The organism is Myxococcus sp. CA005 (assembly GCF_006518205.1).
Lineage (GTDB): Bacteria > Myxococcota > Myxococcia > Myxococcales > Myxococcaceae > Myxococcus > Myxococcus xanthus.
This window is the reverse complement of sequence record NZ_SRLV01000007.1, coordinates 114,632-129,492: the sequence shown is the minus strand read 5'-3', so window position 1 is coordinate 129,492 and position 14,861 is coordinate 114,632. Positions and strand designations below refer to the sequence as shown.

Annotated in this window: 12 protein-coding genes; all 12 read left to right on the top strand. The window is 70.4% G+C overall.

Annotation, left to right across the window (positions count from 1 at the left end; genetic code table 11):
* The 12 genes from FMQ63_RS04925 to FMQ63_RS04875 are packed head-to-tail and all read left to right on the top strand — an operon-like array spanning position 1 to position 14,858.
* On the top strand, positions 1-1,572 hold the full coding sequence (locus FMQ63_RS04925) for a hypothetical protein (RefSeq protein ID WP_011554492.1): 1,572 nt from the start codon (positions 1-3) through the stop codon (positions 1,570-1,572).
* Entirely contained in the window at positions 1,569-2,048 is a 480-nt protein-coding gene (locus tag FMQ63_RS04920) for a phage tail protein (RefSeq protein ID WP_011554493.1), read from the top strand. The genes FMQ63_RS04925 and FMQ63_RS04920 overlap by 4 nt, the downstream gene beginning before the upstream one ends.
* Positions 2,049-2,054: 6 nt before the next feature.
* Positions 2,055-3,374 carry a hypothetical protein gene (locus FMQ63_RS04915; protein WP_011554494.1) on the top strand — a complete coding sequence of 440 codons (1,320 nt, stop codon included), beginning with the start codon at positions 2,055-2,057 and terminating at the stop codon, positions 3,372-3,374.
* A gap of 3 nt (positions 3,375-3,377) precedes the next feature.
* Positions 3,378-3,551 (top strand): hypothetical protein, encoded by a 174-nt coding sequence (locus FMQ63_RS37290; RefSeq protein ID WP_011554495.1) that lies wholly within the window; start codon positions 3,378-3,380, stop codon positions 3,549-3,551.
* Positions 3,552-3,569: 18 nt separating this feature from the next.
* Positions 3,570-4,646 (top strand): phage late control D family protein, encoded by a 1,077-nt coding sequence (locus tag FMQ63_RS04910; RefSeq protein WP_011554496.1) that lies wholly within the window; start codon positions 3,570-3,572, stop codon positions 4,644-4,646.
* Positions 4,643-5,341, top strand: a complete 699-nt coding sequence (locus tag FMQ63_RS04905) for a phage baseplate assembly protein V (RefSeq protein WP_011554497.1) — start codon at positions 4,643-4,645, stop codon at positions 5,339-5,341. Before FMQ63_RS04910 ends, FMQ63_RS04905 begins: the two co-directional genes overlap by 4 nt.
* Positions 5,335-6,879, top strand: coding sequence for a hypothetical protein (locus tag FMQ63_RS04900; RefSeq protein WP_216608685.1), 1,545 nt, complete (start codon positions 5,335-5,337; stop codon positions 6,877-6,879). The genes FMQ63_RS04905 and FMQ63_RS04900 overlap by 7 nt, the downstream gene beginning before the upstream one ends.
* Positions 6,880-6,886: 7 nt before the next feature.
* On the top strand, positions 6,887-7,288 hold the full coding sequence (locus FMQ63_RS04895) for a GPW/gp25 family protein (protein ID WP_011554499.1): 402 nt from the start codon (positions 6,887-6,889) through the stop codon (positions 7,286-7,288).
* Complete coding sequence (locus FMQ63_RS04890; RefSeq protein WP_011554500.1) at positions 7,289-9,631, top strand: putative baseplate assembly protein; 2,343 nt, start codon at positions 7,289-7,291, stop codon at positions 9,629-9,631.
* Positions 9,631-12,051, top strand: coding sequence for a phage tail protein (locus FMQ63_RS04885; protein ID WP_011554501.1), 2,421 nt, complete (start codon positions 9,631-9,633; stop codon positions 12,049-12,051). Before FMQ63_RS04890 ends, FMQ63_RS04885 begins: the two co-directional genes overlap by 1 nt.
* A 5-nt stretch (positions 12,052-12,056) precedes the next feature.
* Positions 12,057-12,977 carry a hypothetical protein gene (locus FMQ63_RS04880; RefSeq protein ID WP_225909343.1) on the top strand — a complete coding sequence of 307 codons (921 nt, stop codon included), beginning with the start codon at positions 12,057-12,059 and terminating at the stop codon, positions 12,975-12,977.
* A gap of 27 nt (positions 12,978-13,004) precedes the next feature.
* Entirely contained in the window at positions 13,005-14,858 is a 1,854-nt protein-coding gene (locus FMQ63_RS04875) for a hypothetical protein (protein WP_011554503.1), read from the top strand.
* Positions 14,859-14,861: the final 3 nt, after the last annotated feature.

Genomic DNA, 14,861 nt, shown 5'->3' with positions numbered 1-14,861 from the left:
ATGCGGCGACTGACCTTCGAAGTCACAGAACGCGCGGCGCCCACCGCGCCCGAGCGGATGGACGTTGCCCTCTTCGTGGGCTTCGTCCGCCGTCGACCGGGCACTTCCGTGCCCGCCGCGCTGTCCCGCTACCTGTTCGAGCAGGGGTGGATGACCGCCCCCACGCTCCGCGTGGACCCCAACGATCCGCAGGCCCCGCTCACCGACGTCCCCCTGCCCTTCGAGAGCTTCGCCGCCTTCGAGCGCATCTTCGACTGGCGAGCCCGCGCCGGAACCGCCCCCGACGAGTTCACCGCTCTGGGAGCGGCGGTGCAGGCCTTCTTCGTCCAGGGCGGGCGCAAGTGCTACGTGGTGCGCATGGCGGACCCGCTCACTTCAGGGGCGGAGCGCGCCACGCGGCTCGGGCGGCTGAACCTGCTGCTGCCGGGCAGCAGAGTGCCGGCGCCTCCCGGCATGGAGCACCCCGCCTCCGCCGTGGACCGCACGACGTGGCACGGCGCGGCCCACCTGTTCGGCCTTCAGGATGTGTGCTTCCTCTGCCTTCCAGACCTGCCGGAGCTGGTGGCGGATGCGCCCGAGCCACTCCCCATCCCCCGCCTGCCACCCGCGGGTGCCACAGGGTTCGTGGAATGCGCCACGCATGGCGCGGCCACCGGGTCCGAGTGGAAGACGCCGGAGCGCGCGGCGCCTCGCTGCGGACTCACAGCCTACCTGGACTGGGCGGCCTTCCTCGCCGTAGTGGCCGAGCTCCTCCGCGACAGGCGCCTGCGGGAGACGCACCTGGTCGCGGCGCTGCCGCTGCCCTCGACAAGCCTGGTCTTCGATACTTCCGCGGGCAAGCGCGCCGCGACGCAGGATTTGGGCGCGTTCATCCATGCCAGCGGAGTGCTCACCCCATTCCAGAGCGCGTTCATCCAGCTCGCCTATCCGTGGCTGAGGACCGCGTCCTCGGAGGGACTTCCGGAGCGGTTGGCGGCCCCTGACGGGGCGCTGACGGGGGTGCTGGCACGCAACGCACTGCTTCGCGGCACCTTCCGAAGCGCCCTGGGACTGGGGCTCGCGGAGGTACGAGAGGTCTTCCCAATCCCAACACGCCTGGACCAGGAACCACGCGATCCGGGGTCGCCGCTGCGCGCACTGGGCGAGCGCGTCACGTTGCTGGGGCCCACGCCCCGCGGAATGCAGGTGTTGTCCGACGTGACGTCCAGCCAGAGGGTCAGCCACCGCCAGGCTCCGGTGAGCCGGCTCATCTCCTCGGTGCTGCGAGCGGCGAGGCAACTCGGCGCGGACCTGACGTTTTCACCCTCCAACGAGGACACCTGGTTGGCGCTGCGCTACCGGATGGAGTCCGTGCTCGGCCGGTTCTTCGCAGAGGGCGCTCTGCGAGGAGCGACGCCGCGCGAGGCTTTCTCCGTGCGGTGTGACCGGACGACCATGACGCAGGACGACCTCGATAACGGGCGGCTCATCGCGCTGGTGGAATTGGCTCCCGCGGCGGCAATCGAACGGGTGCAGGTCCTTCTCTCCGCGTTGGAGGGTGACGTGTCACTCCAGCAGGAGGAAGCCGCATGAGCGGAGACCTCTGGCCACTGCACACCTTCCGCTTCGAACTCACCTTCCAGCCCGAGCCGCTGTCGGGCAGTGGCCCGGAAGAGGCACCCGTGGACGGGGCCTTCTCCGAGTGCACGGGTCTGGAAGCCACCATGGAGCCGAAGGCCATTCGCGTGGGCGGCCACAACCTGGGCGCCGTGCAGCGCGCCGGGCCGGTGAGCTTTGGCACCGTGGTGCTCAAGCGAGGCCTCTCGTCGGGCGAGCGGCTGGCTCGCTGGTTCATGAGGGTGACGGACGGCGACTACGGGTACCGGTGCACCGTGCGAATCCGTCTCAAGGCCCCGTCGGAGAACGGAGGGACCCAGACGGTGCTCACCTACAAGCTGGAGCGCGCCATGCCGGTGAAGTTCAAGGCGGCCGACTTCAACGCCCGCGCGACGGACGTCGGTATCGAAGAGCTGCACCTCGTGCACGAAGGACTCTCCCTCGAGGACTAGCGCGCCATGCCAGATACGACTCCCGAGAGCGCGAGCTTCATCAACGAGAGCAACGGCGAGGAGGTGCTGGTGCACTTCAACCCGAGCTCGCTCCAGTACACCGTCACCAACAAGCTCCAGAACGCCCAGGGCCAGGAGAACCAGCAGTTCGTCTCGGAGAGCAGCGCGAAGCTCACCCTGGAGCTGGTCTTCGACACCACCGGCACGGGCGCCAACGTCTGCGACCACACGATACGCATTGCCCAGTTCATGGGCGCCAAGAGCCAGATTCCTCCGGACGTCACCTTCCGGTGGGGCGCCTTCGAATTCACCGGTCTGGTGGACACCTATCGGGAGACCATCGACTTCTTCGCATCCGATGGCATCCCCCTGCGCTCGACCGTCTCGGTGGGCATGACGCGGCAGCAACGCGTCTTCTCCAGGGGAGCCGAAGGCGAAAGTTCGCGGCAGATGGCCGCTGCGCGCAACCAGCCCATCTCGCGCGCCGTCGCGGAGCAGAACAGTGAAGACAATCCGCGCTTCCCCAGCCAGGACGTGATGACCGTCGACCCGTCCGTGCCACTGGCCCCGCCCACAGCGTTTGCAACAGGCGGAGCCCTGAGCGCGGGCCTGGCGGGTGGAATCGGAGCGGGTGCCGGGTTCGGTGTTGGAGGTGGGTTCAGCGCGGGGGCGGGACTCGGCGTTGGCGGTGGGTTCGGGGCGGGAGTGGGAATTGGCGTTGGAGGTGGGTTCAGCGCAGGGGCGGGGCTCGGCGTTGGCGGTGGAATCGGAGCGAGCGGCGTGTTCGCCGCTGGTGGTGGATTCTCGGCCGGCGGTGGCATCTCAGCGGGTGGCGGATTCTCGGCCGGCGGGGCCTTCTCAGCGGGTGCGGGCGTTTCCGCAGGTGGCGCCTTTTCAGCCGGTGCCTCGTTCGGAGGCAGTGCCTCATTCAGCGCAGGGGCCATGGCGGGAGGCTCTGCCTCATTCGGCGTAAGTGCGTCCGCATCGAGCCCCATCTTCTCCGCGGGAGCGTCCTTCTCCGCTGGAGCCAACTTCCCCGCGACCACGGGGGCATCCGCCTCGGGCTGGAGCGCGAATGCCTGGTCTGGCGCGCAGTCCTCCGCGGGCCTCTCGGCCACAGCAGGCGCGTTCGCGGGACTGCGTGCCAGCCCTCCACGCACCTCCGTCCGACTGGAGACCGTGCGCTCCACCGGGCACGTCGACACCTACACCTACGAAACCACCGGAGACGGCCTCTTCGAGCTCGGAGGACGCGCCCGGGTCACCAGGCCTCGCTTCGGCGCGACCCTGCCCCCCCGGGGCCGCCTCCGCTTCGAGGGAGATTGAGCCATGTCCATCGTCTTCGACGAGGTCCAGGGGTCCGTCGTCTCAGGTTCCACGCCAGACGCGAGCCAGCGCCCGGCCGCGGAGCCAGCGCTCACGCCGCCTCCCGTGGATCCGACATCGATTGCCCGCGCCATCCGGCTCATCACGCAACGCAAGGCCCGGCTCCTCGCAGACTGAGTCCGCTCCCCGTTCTCCATGACTGACGCCACGTCACAGCCAGAACATCACCGCCCCACGGTGCGCATCTTCGGCAAGGCCGACGCACGCGTCACCGGTCTGGTCAGCAGCATGCGACTAGAGGAAGCCGAAGGCGGCCTGTGCTCGCTCGAGCTGCGCTTCGAGGCAATCGCACGCTACGCCGACACCGTGGCCGAGCAGGTCTTCGAGGACGAGCAACTGCTCAGGCTCGGGGCACCCATCGGCATCTACACCGGTCCCGAGAGCGCCCCTCAGGAGATTTTTCGCGGCGTCATCACCGGAATCGAAGCCGTGTTCTCGCACGACTCCGCGCCGGAGTTCGTCGTGCTCGCAGAGGACGCACTGCAGAAAGCAAGGCTCGCGCGGCGCACGCACGTCCACAGCGACCTCAAGCTGGCCGAGCTGGCGGAGAAGCTCGCCCGGGACCTGGGCCTGACGCCCATCATCCCAGGCCTTCGCGAGTCCCTGGGCCTCCAGGTCCAGTGGAACGAAAGCGACCTGGCCTTCGTGCGGCGATTGCTGGCCACGCGGGATGCGGACTTGCAGGTGACGGGTGACGAGCTCCACGTCTCCGCACGGAGCGCGGTGCGCCGGGGCATCCTGGAGCTGACCCTCTACTCTGAACTCCGCCGGGTGCGCGTCACGGCGGACCTGGCGCATCAGGCCACCCAGGTCACTTGCACCGGGTGGAACGCCATCCAGGGCGCCAGGGTCTCCGGCCAGAGCTCCGGCTCGCGACCCGGCCCGGGCGCGGGGCGTACCGGCGCGGAGCTGCTCCAGCAGACGCTGGGCCCTCGGACCGAGCACCTCGGCTCGCTGCCCGTGTCCACCAGCGACGAGGCCACCGCCATCGCCAGGGCCGCCTTCGATGCGCGCGCCCGGCGCTTCGTCCGCATCGACGCCACTGCGGAGGGCACCCCCGCGCTCCGCGTGGGGACCCACGTGAGGCTCCGCGGCCTGAGCGCTCGCTTCGACAACACCTACTACGTGGTCCGTGCCAGCCATCGCTACGACACCCTCCACGGCTACGAGACGGACTTCGAGGCCGAGTGCGCCTTCCTGGGAGAGCCATGACCGACACCGCACACGCTCAGGAGCGCCGCCTGCTGGGCGCCATGCTCGGCACCTATCTGGCGAAGGTCGTGTCCGTGGAGGACCCCGAACACCTGGCGCGCGTCAAGGTCCGCCTGCTCACCGCGCCCGAGGGCCTGGCCGATGCGGACGTGGCCTTGTGGGCGCGGGTCGCCGTGCCGTTCTCCGGCAGTGGCTGGGGCGCGCTCTTCCTCCCGGACAAGGATGACGAGGTGGCCGTGGTCTTCGCCGGAGGAGACCCGCGCCAGCCGCTGGTCGTGGGGGGCCTGTGGAACGGGCGTGCCCGTCCGCCGGAGACGCCCGGTGGAAATCGCGTGGACCGATACGTCATCAAGGCCCGGAATGGCAGCCGCATCGCCATCGTCGAAGCGAGCGAGGGCACCGCGCAAATCACCCTGGAAGTCCCCGGTGGCGTGAGCGCCACGCTGAAGCAGGCCAACGGAGGCGAGCTCACGCTGGAGGCAGCGGGCAACACCGTCACGCTCGCCCAGCAAGGCGTCACCGTCCGGGCCGCGACCACGGTGTCCGTCACCGCCAGTCAGGTGGAGGTGAGCGCCGGTCAGGTCACGGTCAACGCGGCGATGTCGTCCTTCTCGGGCGTCGTGAAGTGCGACACGCTGCAGACCAACTCGGTGATGGGCGTGACGTACACGCCAGGGGCGGGCAACGTATGGTGAGCCACCCCGTCAAGCTGCGCGGGCTCGTTTTCGACGGAGCCACCGGAGCCCCGCTGGCGGCCCAGCGCGGCGCCCCCGCGTTCATCGAGCGGCAGGACCAGGAGTTCGTTCAAGCCATCTTCGGAGAGCTCAGGTCCGAGGAAGGCCGCAAGGCGCTGGCGGGCACCCTCATCTCCGATGGGACACTCAACCCCCAGGGGCTCAAGCTGCTCCAGCCCGTTCACGGGGTGTTCAACGTGGCCTTGCTGGAGGCCTGCTGCGACGTGTTCGGTGAGCCTCGGGTCGAGGCGACCCGAATCGAAAGCGCGGGGCTCGTCATCCGACGTGTGGGCGCGGGCAATACGCGCGAGGCCTGGGTTCGGCGGGACGGCAAGGTCGCCGGCTGGGTCACGCTCGACGGTGAGGAACAGGAGCGCGAACCCGACCCTGGACGGCGCGAAGGGCCCGCGGGCCCCGGCCCCGCGGACGTCCGGCGCGAACTGCTGCGCCTCATGCGGGCCACCAGCCGGGACCAGGAGACCGTGACATCGCTCTTCATCGCGCCGCCCGACGCGTGCGCCGCGGCGAAGCGCACCGTGCTATACGGGCTGCTCCAGGTAGCGAGCGGTGAAGCACCGGAGGGAGCATCCAGCACAGCGCCCGCGTTCGATGACGCGCAGGTGCGGAGCCTGCTGTCCCCCTACTTCGCCGCGGGAAAGACGGTGGACTGGACAGGGCTCGAAGGCCTGTCGGTCACCTACCAGGATGTCGCCCAGCGCAGATTGCCGCAGGCGAAGCACGACAAGCTCGCCCTGTTCATCGACTTCCTGCGTGGACTGGTCGCGGTGTTCGACGCCTTCCAAGTGCCCGCGCTCATGACGGCGATGAACCGCGTACAGCTCGACTATGGCAATGGCCAGAAGCGGCCCGCGGGCACGGCGCTCTCCGGGCTGGCGGACGTCCTCGTCCAGGGGAAGACGGGCACGGTGGTGTTGCCTCGTTCGTGGACGCATCCCAATGCCTCGGAGGCGGCCCAGGTCCTCCAGGCGGCGAAGGCCGCCACCGCGCCACGGATGCGGGACCTCATCCCGCCTGAGCGGCGCTTCGAGCGGCGTGGCTCGCGCTACGTGGCCAGGGCCTTCGTCCGGATCCACCGCGAAGATGGCTGCCCACCCGCCATCGTCTGGAGCGAGGAGAGCGCGCCCTTCACCATCGCCGCCTGGCACGAGCGCGGAAAACGGCCGCCCGTCCTCATCCCCCTTCCGTCGCTCAAGGACCTGAGCGCCTTCAAGCCCAACGTCACCTTCCAGGTGCCGCCGGGGATGAACGAGCTGCTGAACAAGAACTCGCCGAAGGACTTCCTCGAAGGCTCAGCCAGTACCCCCGCGGGTCAGGGCATCGGGTGGCTCTGTGGGTTCAACATTCCCATCATCACCCTCTGCGCCTTCATCGTCCTCAACCTCTTCCTGTCGCTGCTGAACATCGTCTTCTTCTGGATTGCCCTCATCAAGATCTGCATCCCCATTCCCGCCTCGCTGCGCGAGCGGTTCGAGGACTGACCGCGCCATGAGCCCGAAGCCTCCCGACAGGCGCCCTCCCGTGGGCTTTCCGCTGCGGCTCGTGCCGGACGAACGCGGCGAGCTGGCGTTTCCTTCGCTAGAAGCCAGCGTGCGGCAGTCCATCGAGGTCATCCTCCGCACGCGCCCCGGCGAGCAGCTCATGCGACAGGGCTTCGGCGCCGGGCTGGAGCGGATGGTGGGACAACCCAACACCGTGTCCACCCGCCGGCGCATCCAGGAGCTGGTGCAGCGCGCGCTCACCGAGTGGGAGCCGCGCCTGGAACTCATCCGCGTGGACGTGCTGGAGCTGGCGGACCTGCCCGCCCAGGTCCGCGTGGAAATCGTCTACCGCCTGCGCCGCACGGGTGACGTGCAGCAGCTCGGGCTCGCCATGGACCTCGGAGGCTAGATGCCCATCATTCCTCCCCGACTCGACGACAGGAGCTTCCCGGACCTCGTCGAGGAGCTGCTCTCCCGCATCCCGGGCCATACCCCGGAGTGGACCCATGCCCGCGTGGGCGACCCGGGGCGCACCCTGCTGGAGCTCTTCGCCTGGCTGGCGGACTCCATCCTCTACCGCGCCAACCTCATCCCCGAGCGCCAGCGACTGGCCTTCCTTCGGCTGCTGGGCGCGAGCCTGCGCCCCGCCGAGGCCGCCACCGGCGTGGTGAGCGTGCACTTCGACACCGAGGTGCTCCAGCCTTCCGTGTCGCTGCGGGCCTTCGCCGCGTTGCGCAAGCCCGTGCCCTTCGAAACGCTGGATGAGCTGACCGTGGTGCATCTCACCGCCGAGGCGTACCGCAAGCGCCCGCTCACGGAGACGGAGCGCCAACAGCACGCGTCGATGCTGCCCCGGCTCGCGCAAGTCTATGGCCTGGACCCCAAGGCCCAGCACGGCTTCTACGCGACGACGCCCGTGTTCCCCCTCGGCGCCGCTGACCCGCGCGGGCTGGACCTGGTGACGGAGACGGTGGACGGAAGCCTGTGGCTCGCGCTGCTCGCCCCCAAGGCGGAACACGTGGTGGCCCTCCGTGAGGACCTGACGAAGGGGAACGGACAAGGGCCTCGCGTCCTGAGCGTGGGCGTCTCCCCCGTCATGGAGGTCCCCGCCCTGTCCGAGCTGCTCGGTGCGCGCGGCCGGCTGCCACACGTCTGGGAGGTAACGGGCACTCCCGCCGCGGACGGGTTGCCGGTGTACCACCGGCTCACCGTCGTGGCGGACTCGACGCAGGAGCTGTCCCGCCGGGGCGTCGTGCGGCTGCTGTTGCCATCCGACCTGGGCGCGCCGGTCAATGACGTGAGGGCGGACGCGCGCGCCGGCCTGGGCGACCGGCCGCCACGCCTGGACGACCCAAGGGTGGCGGCGCGATTGGTGACCTGGCTGCGCCTGCGTCCCAGCGGAAAGCCGGAGCGCTTCGCGCTGGGCTGGGTGGACATCAACGCGGTCGAAGTGGACCAGCGCGAGACGACCGGCGGACGCCTGATTGGACAGAGCGACGGCAACGCGGAGCAGGAGTTTCGCCTGCCCTCCGGCTCCGTGGAGCGCGCAACGTTCCAGCTCTTCATCGAAGAGCCAGGGGCGGGCTACCGCGAGTGGCGGCTCATCGAAGACCTCGCGCTGGCCCGCCGCGACGAGCCCGTCTACGCCCTGGACTCCGAGGCAGGCGCCGCCCGCTGTGGAGACGGCGTGCGCGGACGCGTGCCTCCCGCGGGTGCCCAGGTGCTGGTGGCCCGGATGCGCAGCGGTGGCGGCGCCGCGGGAAACCTCCCGCCTGGCAGCTTGAAGGACATCAGCGCCTTCCGGGTCGATGGAAGCCCCGCGCCGGGGCTGCGGGTGCAACAGCCGGAGCCCACGCTGGGTGGCCGGGACGCGGAGACGCTGGCGGAGGCCGAGCGCCGCATCCCCGCGCTGCTGCGCCACGTGGACCGGGCCGTGACGGAGGAGGACTATCGGCGGCTCGCGGCCAGCACCCCCGGCGTGCAGTTGGGGCGCGTGGAGGTGCTGCCCCGCTTCGAGCCAAGGCGACGGCGAGACGGTGTTCCCGGTGTCGTCTCCGTCATGGTGTTGCCCACGGCCACGCGGCTGGAGCCGCCCTACCCGCGGGCGGACCGGCCGCTGCTGGAAGCCGTCCATGCCTACCTGGATGCGCGCCGGCCGCTCACCACCGAGCTCTACGTGATTGGCTGCGAATACGTCCCACTGGGGCTCGGCGTGGGCATCACCGTGCGTGAGGGCTTTGGCAGGGAGACGGTGGTGCAGGCGGTGCGGCAGGCCGTGCGCCGCTTCATCTTCCCGCTGCCGGCGGGAGGCCCCACCGGAGAGGGCTGGCCGCTGGGCCGGGATGTCCAGGACCGGGAGCTCTATGTCGCGGTGGCGCAGGTCCCCGGGGTGGCCAGCATCGCCGGGGTGAACCTCTTCGCCTGGGGAACGGTAACGCGCGTGCTGAGAGACCCTCGCCGCGCCGGAGCCACGGCCGACGTGGCGCGCTTCACGGTGGAGCCCCCTGCTCCGTCCGTCCGGCAGGCCGAGGGCCCGGTCAACCCGAGCTGGCTCCAGCTCAAGGGAAGCACCGCGACGACACCGGTGGAGCTGTCCATCGCGGACTGGCAGCTCCCGGAGCTGCTCAAGGTGGCGGTGAATGCCGACGGAGAGGTGCCGACGATGCTCCACGGCATCGGCGATGAGGGAAGCGGTGGCATGGACTCCTCGCAGGCGGGCGTGGCGGTGCCCATGGTCCCCGAGGTCTGCTGATGGACGCCAACCGCCTCCGGTTCTACATGCTGGCGGATGCGCCGGACTGGGTCACGGAGAGCTCGGTCTCCGCGGGCGAGGTGTGTCTCTACGACGCGAAGCGCAGGACGCTCCGGCTGGGAAGCCTGGGAGAGAGCCGCACCTTCGATGAAGCACTCGACCTCGCGGTGCTGGAGCCCAGGCTCGCTCGCGTACCGGGCGCGGTGGATGCTTTCGGCACGTGGGCCTGGTGGGACGACGTGGCCGGGCAGGTGCGCGCGGCGGGCGGAGGCGCTGGCACCACCCTGCGATTCGAGCCCGCCCAGGTAGGGCTGTCCGGCGCGGTGACGGACCTGTCGCCTGGAGCTGGCGGCATCCTCTACGTCGCGGTGGCCCAGCGCGTAGTGGCGCTCCACCTGCGTAAGGTGTGGTCCGCCGTGGTGTTCCCGGCCGAGGGGCTCGCCGCGCACCGTATCGCCGCGGACCCGCGGGGTGGCGCCTACGTCCTGAGCGGTCCGCCTTCCTTCGCGCCCAACGCGCCTCCCGCCGTACTCGGCCGGATGGACGGGCAGCCGCTTCTGGACGTCCTGTCCATTCCCTCCGGCGCTGGTTTGTTCCGCCCGATGGAAGAGAACCCGGACCCGCCTCGGACCCGGGTGCTGGAGACGCTCGCGTGGCCTGGCGAAGTGCCGGTGGCGCTCGCCTGTGACACCGAGGGACGGCTGGCGGTGCTGAGCTGGGTCATGGACCCGGCGCTCGCGGGTGTGCCCCCAGACGCGGCGCACGCGCGACTGCGCTTCTACTCGGGCCGCTTCTCCACGCCCGTCGCGCTCCCGGGCGTGCTGCGGCCCTTCAGTCTCGCCATCCTTCCGGACGGCCGCGCCGCGGTGCTGTCGCTGCTCGACGACGGCAAGGTGGAGGCGGTGGCCTACGCGCTCCCGGCTGGTGCGTCGGAGGCGATTCCCCAGGGAGACTACTTTCCCCTGCCCGGCCATGACGGGGGTCCCTTTCTCCAGGGAGCGAAGCCTCCGCACCACGCCGTCAACCCGGGGCTGGCCGACATGGCGCCAGTGCCGCTTCAAGCCCTGTCGCTGCCCCGGTGCGCCGAGCGGGGCAGCGCCGCCAACCCGCCGAACCGGCCCTTCGACTCGGGCGACGGGCGCACGGTGTGGCACCGCCTGTACGTGGAGGCGCTGCTGCCCCCACGCACCGGGGTGCGCGTCTGGCTTGCCGCCACCGACGAGCCCCTGGCTCCGCCGAGCGACTCGCCGCACTGGCACGAGCATCGCCTGGGCCTCATCCCGGAAGCCCCTGTTCATCCAGACGTCCCGCACGGGAGCTGGGTGCCTCTTCCGTCGGAGGTGCCGTTCCAACCGGGAATGCTGCCCGCGCCGCCGGCCCCGGGCGAGAGTGGCCTGTTCACCGTCCTCATCCAGCGCGCCCACGCGAAGGTGCGTGCGCTCTCCGGACGGTACCTGTGGGTGCGGGTGGAGCTGTTCGGCGACGGCCGCCGGACGCCCGAAGTGGGAGCGCTGCGCGCGTATGCATCGCGCTTCTCCTACGTGGACAACTACCTGCCGTCCCTCTATCGCGAGGAGCTCTTCGGCGAGGACGCGGACACCACCGGCCGGGCGACTCCCGCGGACTTCCTGGAGCGTTTCCTCGGCATCGTCGAGGGTGTGCTGACGCCCATCGAGGACCGCATCGCCCATGCGCACGTGCTCACCGACCCGGGGCACGTGCCTGGTGATTCGCTGGAGTGGCTCGCGAGCTGGGTAGGCCTCTCCTTCGACCCCGTGGTGGGTGAGAGCCAGCGGCGCGCGATGCTCCGGTCCGCGCCCGCGCTCGCCCGGCGGCGCGGCTGCGTCGAGGGCCTGCGCCTGGCGCTGGACCTCGTCACCGACGGCGCGGTGAACCGAGGCGCGGTGGTGGTGGTGGAGGACTTCCGGCTTCGGCGCACGCTGGCGACCATCCTCGGCGCGGACCTCGCGGACACGGAGGACCCGTTGCTACCGGGCCTGGCCCGGAGCGGGAACTCCTACGTGGGCGACACGCTCTTCCTCGGGGATGAGGCGCGCAAGGAGTTCCTGGCCGTCTTCGGGGACGAAACGCTGCAGAGCCGGGCGGAGGCGGAGGCGGTGGAGCAGCTCCTGGAGCGGCTGGCACACCGGCTCACGGTGCTGGTGCACCAGGGCACGGACACGCGGACCCTGGGCCTCATCCGGAAGGTGGCGGAGCAGGAGGCCCCCGCGCACGTGCAGGTCTCCGTCATCACCGCGAGCCGTCCGCTGCTCGTCGGAGTCGCGTCGCTGGTGGGCGTGGACACCTACGTCGGACCCGCCCCCGCCCCCACCTCGGTGCGAGTGGGCCACAGCGTGCTGGGGCTCGCGGACGTCATTGAACGCCCGTCGAGCCTGGACCCCAGATTGGAAGGAGGTTGATGACCATGTCGCCCCCGAATGACGCCTTGCTCGACGCGGAGACGCGAGACCGGCTCCACTACGACACCGGCGTGCTCCTGGACGCGGGAGACTTCACCGCCGAGCAGACCTATCACCGAGGCCGGCTCACCCGGGCCCTGGCGTACCTCCACGGCGTCGGGACGGTGGCTGGGCTCAAGGTGAGTCACCACGAGGGCGCCGAGCCGGAGCATGAGGAGCTCCGGGTGTCCGCCGGGCTCGCGTTGGACCCCTTCGGCCGCTTGGTGGAAGTACCCACTGACGCGTGTCTCAAGCTGGACCGCTGGTACTGGCAGGAGCCGCTGGAGATGGCCGACTTCGGCGTCTTCACGCCCGCCGAGTACCGGCTGAGCCCCGATGCCGCGGGATTTCCGCCCACGGGGGTGGTGGCGGACCTCTTCCTGCGTTTCCTCCAGTGCGAGCGCGGCAAGACGCCTGCCTTCGCGGCGGGGCCCTTCGACGCAATGGACGCCGTGGTCGCTTCGCGCATTCGCGACGGCTACGAGCTGCGACTGGTGCCGCGCTCCACGGCGTATCCCCCTCCGGAGGTCCCCAAGAGCCCCTTCCCGGACCCCGTGGACGAACCAGACCCGGTGCAGCGACGCATCAAGCTGCGGCAGGCCGTCTTCAACGCCTGGCGAGGCAGCCGCGAACAGGAGCTGGCGAAGCTGTGGAGTGACACCTTCATCCCGGCCTCGCTGCTGACGGACCCGACCCAGCCCGACCTCAAGATGAGGGATCCCGCGTGGGTCTTCCTCGCCCGCGTCGTCATCGGAGCAACAGGCGTTGAGGACGTGCGCGGCACGGAGGTGCGGCCCACGCGGCAGGGGAATGTCTACGTCGACAATGACCTGAGGCCCTTCAGCCTCTCGACCGCCGCGCTCGCCCGGTGGATGGGCGTCTTCTAGGCCCGACTCTCTCGAAGGGGGATAACCGTGTTCAACCCAACCAGTGGACCCGCCCGGGAGAAGCTCACCTGGGAGACGGCACAAGCGCTGGAGACCGCCCGGGCAATGGTGCACGACGACCGGCGCGTGCGCTCTTTCTTCTTCGACGGGCGCTTCCTCACCGCGAAGGACCTCACGCGGGAGCAGAACTACTTCCTCACGCGACAGGCCGACCTCTCACGCGCCAATGGCACCGGGGTGATGCACGGGCTGACCGTCACGCCCAGCCAGGACCGCACGACGCTCACCGTCCGCCTGGGCCATGGGCTGACACCCGGCGGCGAACTGGTGGTCGTGCCCCGTGACTTGACGGGCATCCGCCTGGACGACATCCCGGAGATTCAACGGCTGGACGCGGCCTTCGGACTCGCCCCCGTGCCGCGCGAGCTGGCACGGAGCCGCTCTGGGTTGTACGTGCTGGTGCTGCGCCCCGTGGAGTACACGGCGAACCCGGTGGCGTCGTATCCCACGTCGATGGGCGCCGCGCGGACCACGCAGGACGGCGACATCATCGAGGCGGTAGCGCTGACGCTCATCCCCTACCCAGACCCGGTGAGCGGCGGCACCTTCGAGACGCGCCGCAGCCGCGCGGCCCATGAAGTCTTCGCCGGTGCGGGGATGCGGAACCTCCCCGTGGACGCGCTGCCGCTGGCGATGCTGGCACTGGACCGAGGCACCCTCCGCTGGCTGGACACCTTCCTGGTGCGACGTGAGGTGGGCGCCGAACAGCGCAGCGTGGTGGGCTTCGGCGTGGCACCACGCGAGCTGCGTGAAGCTCACGCGCTTCAATATCAGCAGCACCTGAAGGAGGTGCTCCAGGCGCGTCGCGCGGCGGGCCAGAGCGAGCGGTTCCTCGCGAGCGAGCACTTCTTCACGCTGCCCGCCGCGGGGACCCTGCCCGCGGCGGCCATCGAGGCGGGCAGCCTCACGGAGTTCTACTTCCCGCCCGAAGTGGACGTCGAGCTGACGGTGGTAGCCGAGGACGAGCTCGGCGCCATCCTCGACGAGTCCCTGCAACTGCCCCCCATCGACCTCACACAAACAGGCGAGGCCCTGGAGTCGGTGTCCGTCCTGGTGATGGTGCCCCTGGCGCGCCATGGCATGGCGCAGCGGCTGGAGGGCCTCCGCGAGGTGCTGCGCGCCGCACCGCTCAAGCTGCGGGCCGCGGCGGTGGGACAGGTGGCGCGGCGACTGCCCGCGCATGCCCTGCTGGACCTCACGCGCCGCTGGCAGGTCCAGCCCGTGCCAGAAGCGCCCGTGACAGACCTGGTGGACGCGGCGTGGAGCGAGCTGCTCTCTGGCTCGCGGACCCTCTGGTATGCCTGCCGGCGCAGCCTGCCGTACCACCACTCCGCGGCGGGCCAGCCGCTGCCCGAGCCGGAGGACCACGACGGCGAGCAGAACTTCGAGGAGCTGGTGAAGAAGCTCCGGCAGGCGGAGCTCTATGACGAGTTCTCCGCCCTGCCCCAGCGCGGCACCGCCATGGCCATCGGCCAGCTCGTTCCCCTGCTCAACACGCTCGCCCACGGAACCACGCGGTGGCAGTTCGCGGGCATGGCCTCCGCCACGCTGCGACTGGAGCGCCTCCAGCACAAGGAGTACATGGCCGCGCTCAACCGCTTCCCTGCCACCGTCAAACAGGGCCTGGCGAGGCTCGAGGCGGACCCCAGACTCCTGAGCGTGCCGATGACCACCCTGGCCGCGTCCTACCGGATGCCCGACATCGGGGCCTACGTGATGACGCTCACCGCCGCGGCCTACGCCACGTTCGTGACGGAGCTGAAGAAGCTGCTGGATGAAGGTGTGTCGCTCGACGAGGCGTTCCTGGCGCTGCGGAGCTGAGAG

Coding starts and splice junctions, on each gene's coding strand:
- FMQ63_RS04925 (WP_011554492.1), top strand. CDS start 1: ATGCGGCGACTGACCTTCGAAGTCACAGAACGCGCGGCGCCCACCGCG.
- FMQ63_RS04920 (WP_011554493.1), top strand. CDS start 1,569: ATGAGCGGAGACCTCTGGCCACTGCACACCTTCCGCTTCGAACTCACC.
- FMQ63_RS04915 (WP_011554494.1), top strand. CDS start 2,055: ATGCCAGATACGACTCCCGAGAGCGCGAGCTTCATCAACGAGAGCAAC.
- FMQ63_RS37290 (WP_011554495.1), top strand. CDS start 3,378: ATGTCCATCGTCTTCGACGAGGTCCAGGGGTCCGTCGTCTCAGGTTCC.
- FMQ63_RS04910 (WP_011554496.1), top strand. CDS start 3,570: ATGACTGACGCCACGTCACAGCCAGAACATCACCGCCCCACGGTGCGC.
- FMQ63_RS04905 (WP_011554497.1), top strand. CDS start 4,643: ATGACCGACACCGCACACGCTCAGGAGCGCCGCCTGCTGGGCGCCATG.
- FMQ63_RS04900 (WP_216608685.1), top strand. CDS start 5,335: ATGGTGAGCCACCCCGTCAAGCTGCGCGGGCTCGTTTTCGACGGAGCC.
- FMQ63_RS04895 (WP_011554499.1), top strand. CDS start 6,887: ATGAGCCCGAAGCCTCCCGACAGGCGCCCTCCCGTGGGCTTTCCGCTG.
- FMQ63_RS04890 (WP_011554500.1), top strand. CDS start 7,289: ATGCCCATCATTCCTCCCCGACTCGACGACAGGAGCTTCCCGGACCTC.
- FMQ63_RS04885 (WP_011554501.1), top strand. CDS start 9,631: ATGGACGCCAACCGCCTCCGGTTCTACATGCTGGCGGATGCGCCGGAC.
- FMQ63_RS04880 (WP_225909343.1), top strand. CDS start 12,057: ATGTCGCCCCCGAATGACGCCTTGCTCGACGCGGAGACGCGAGACCGG.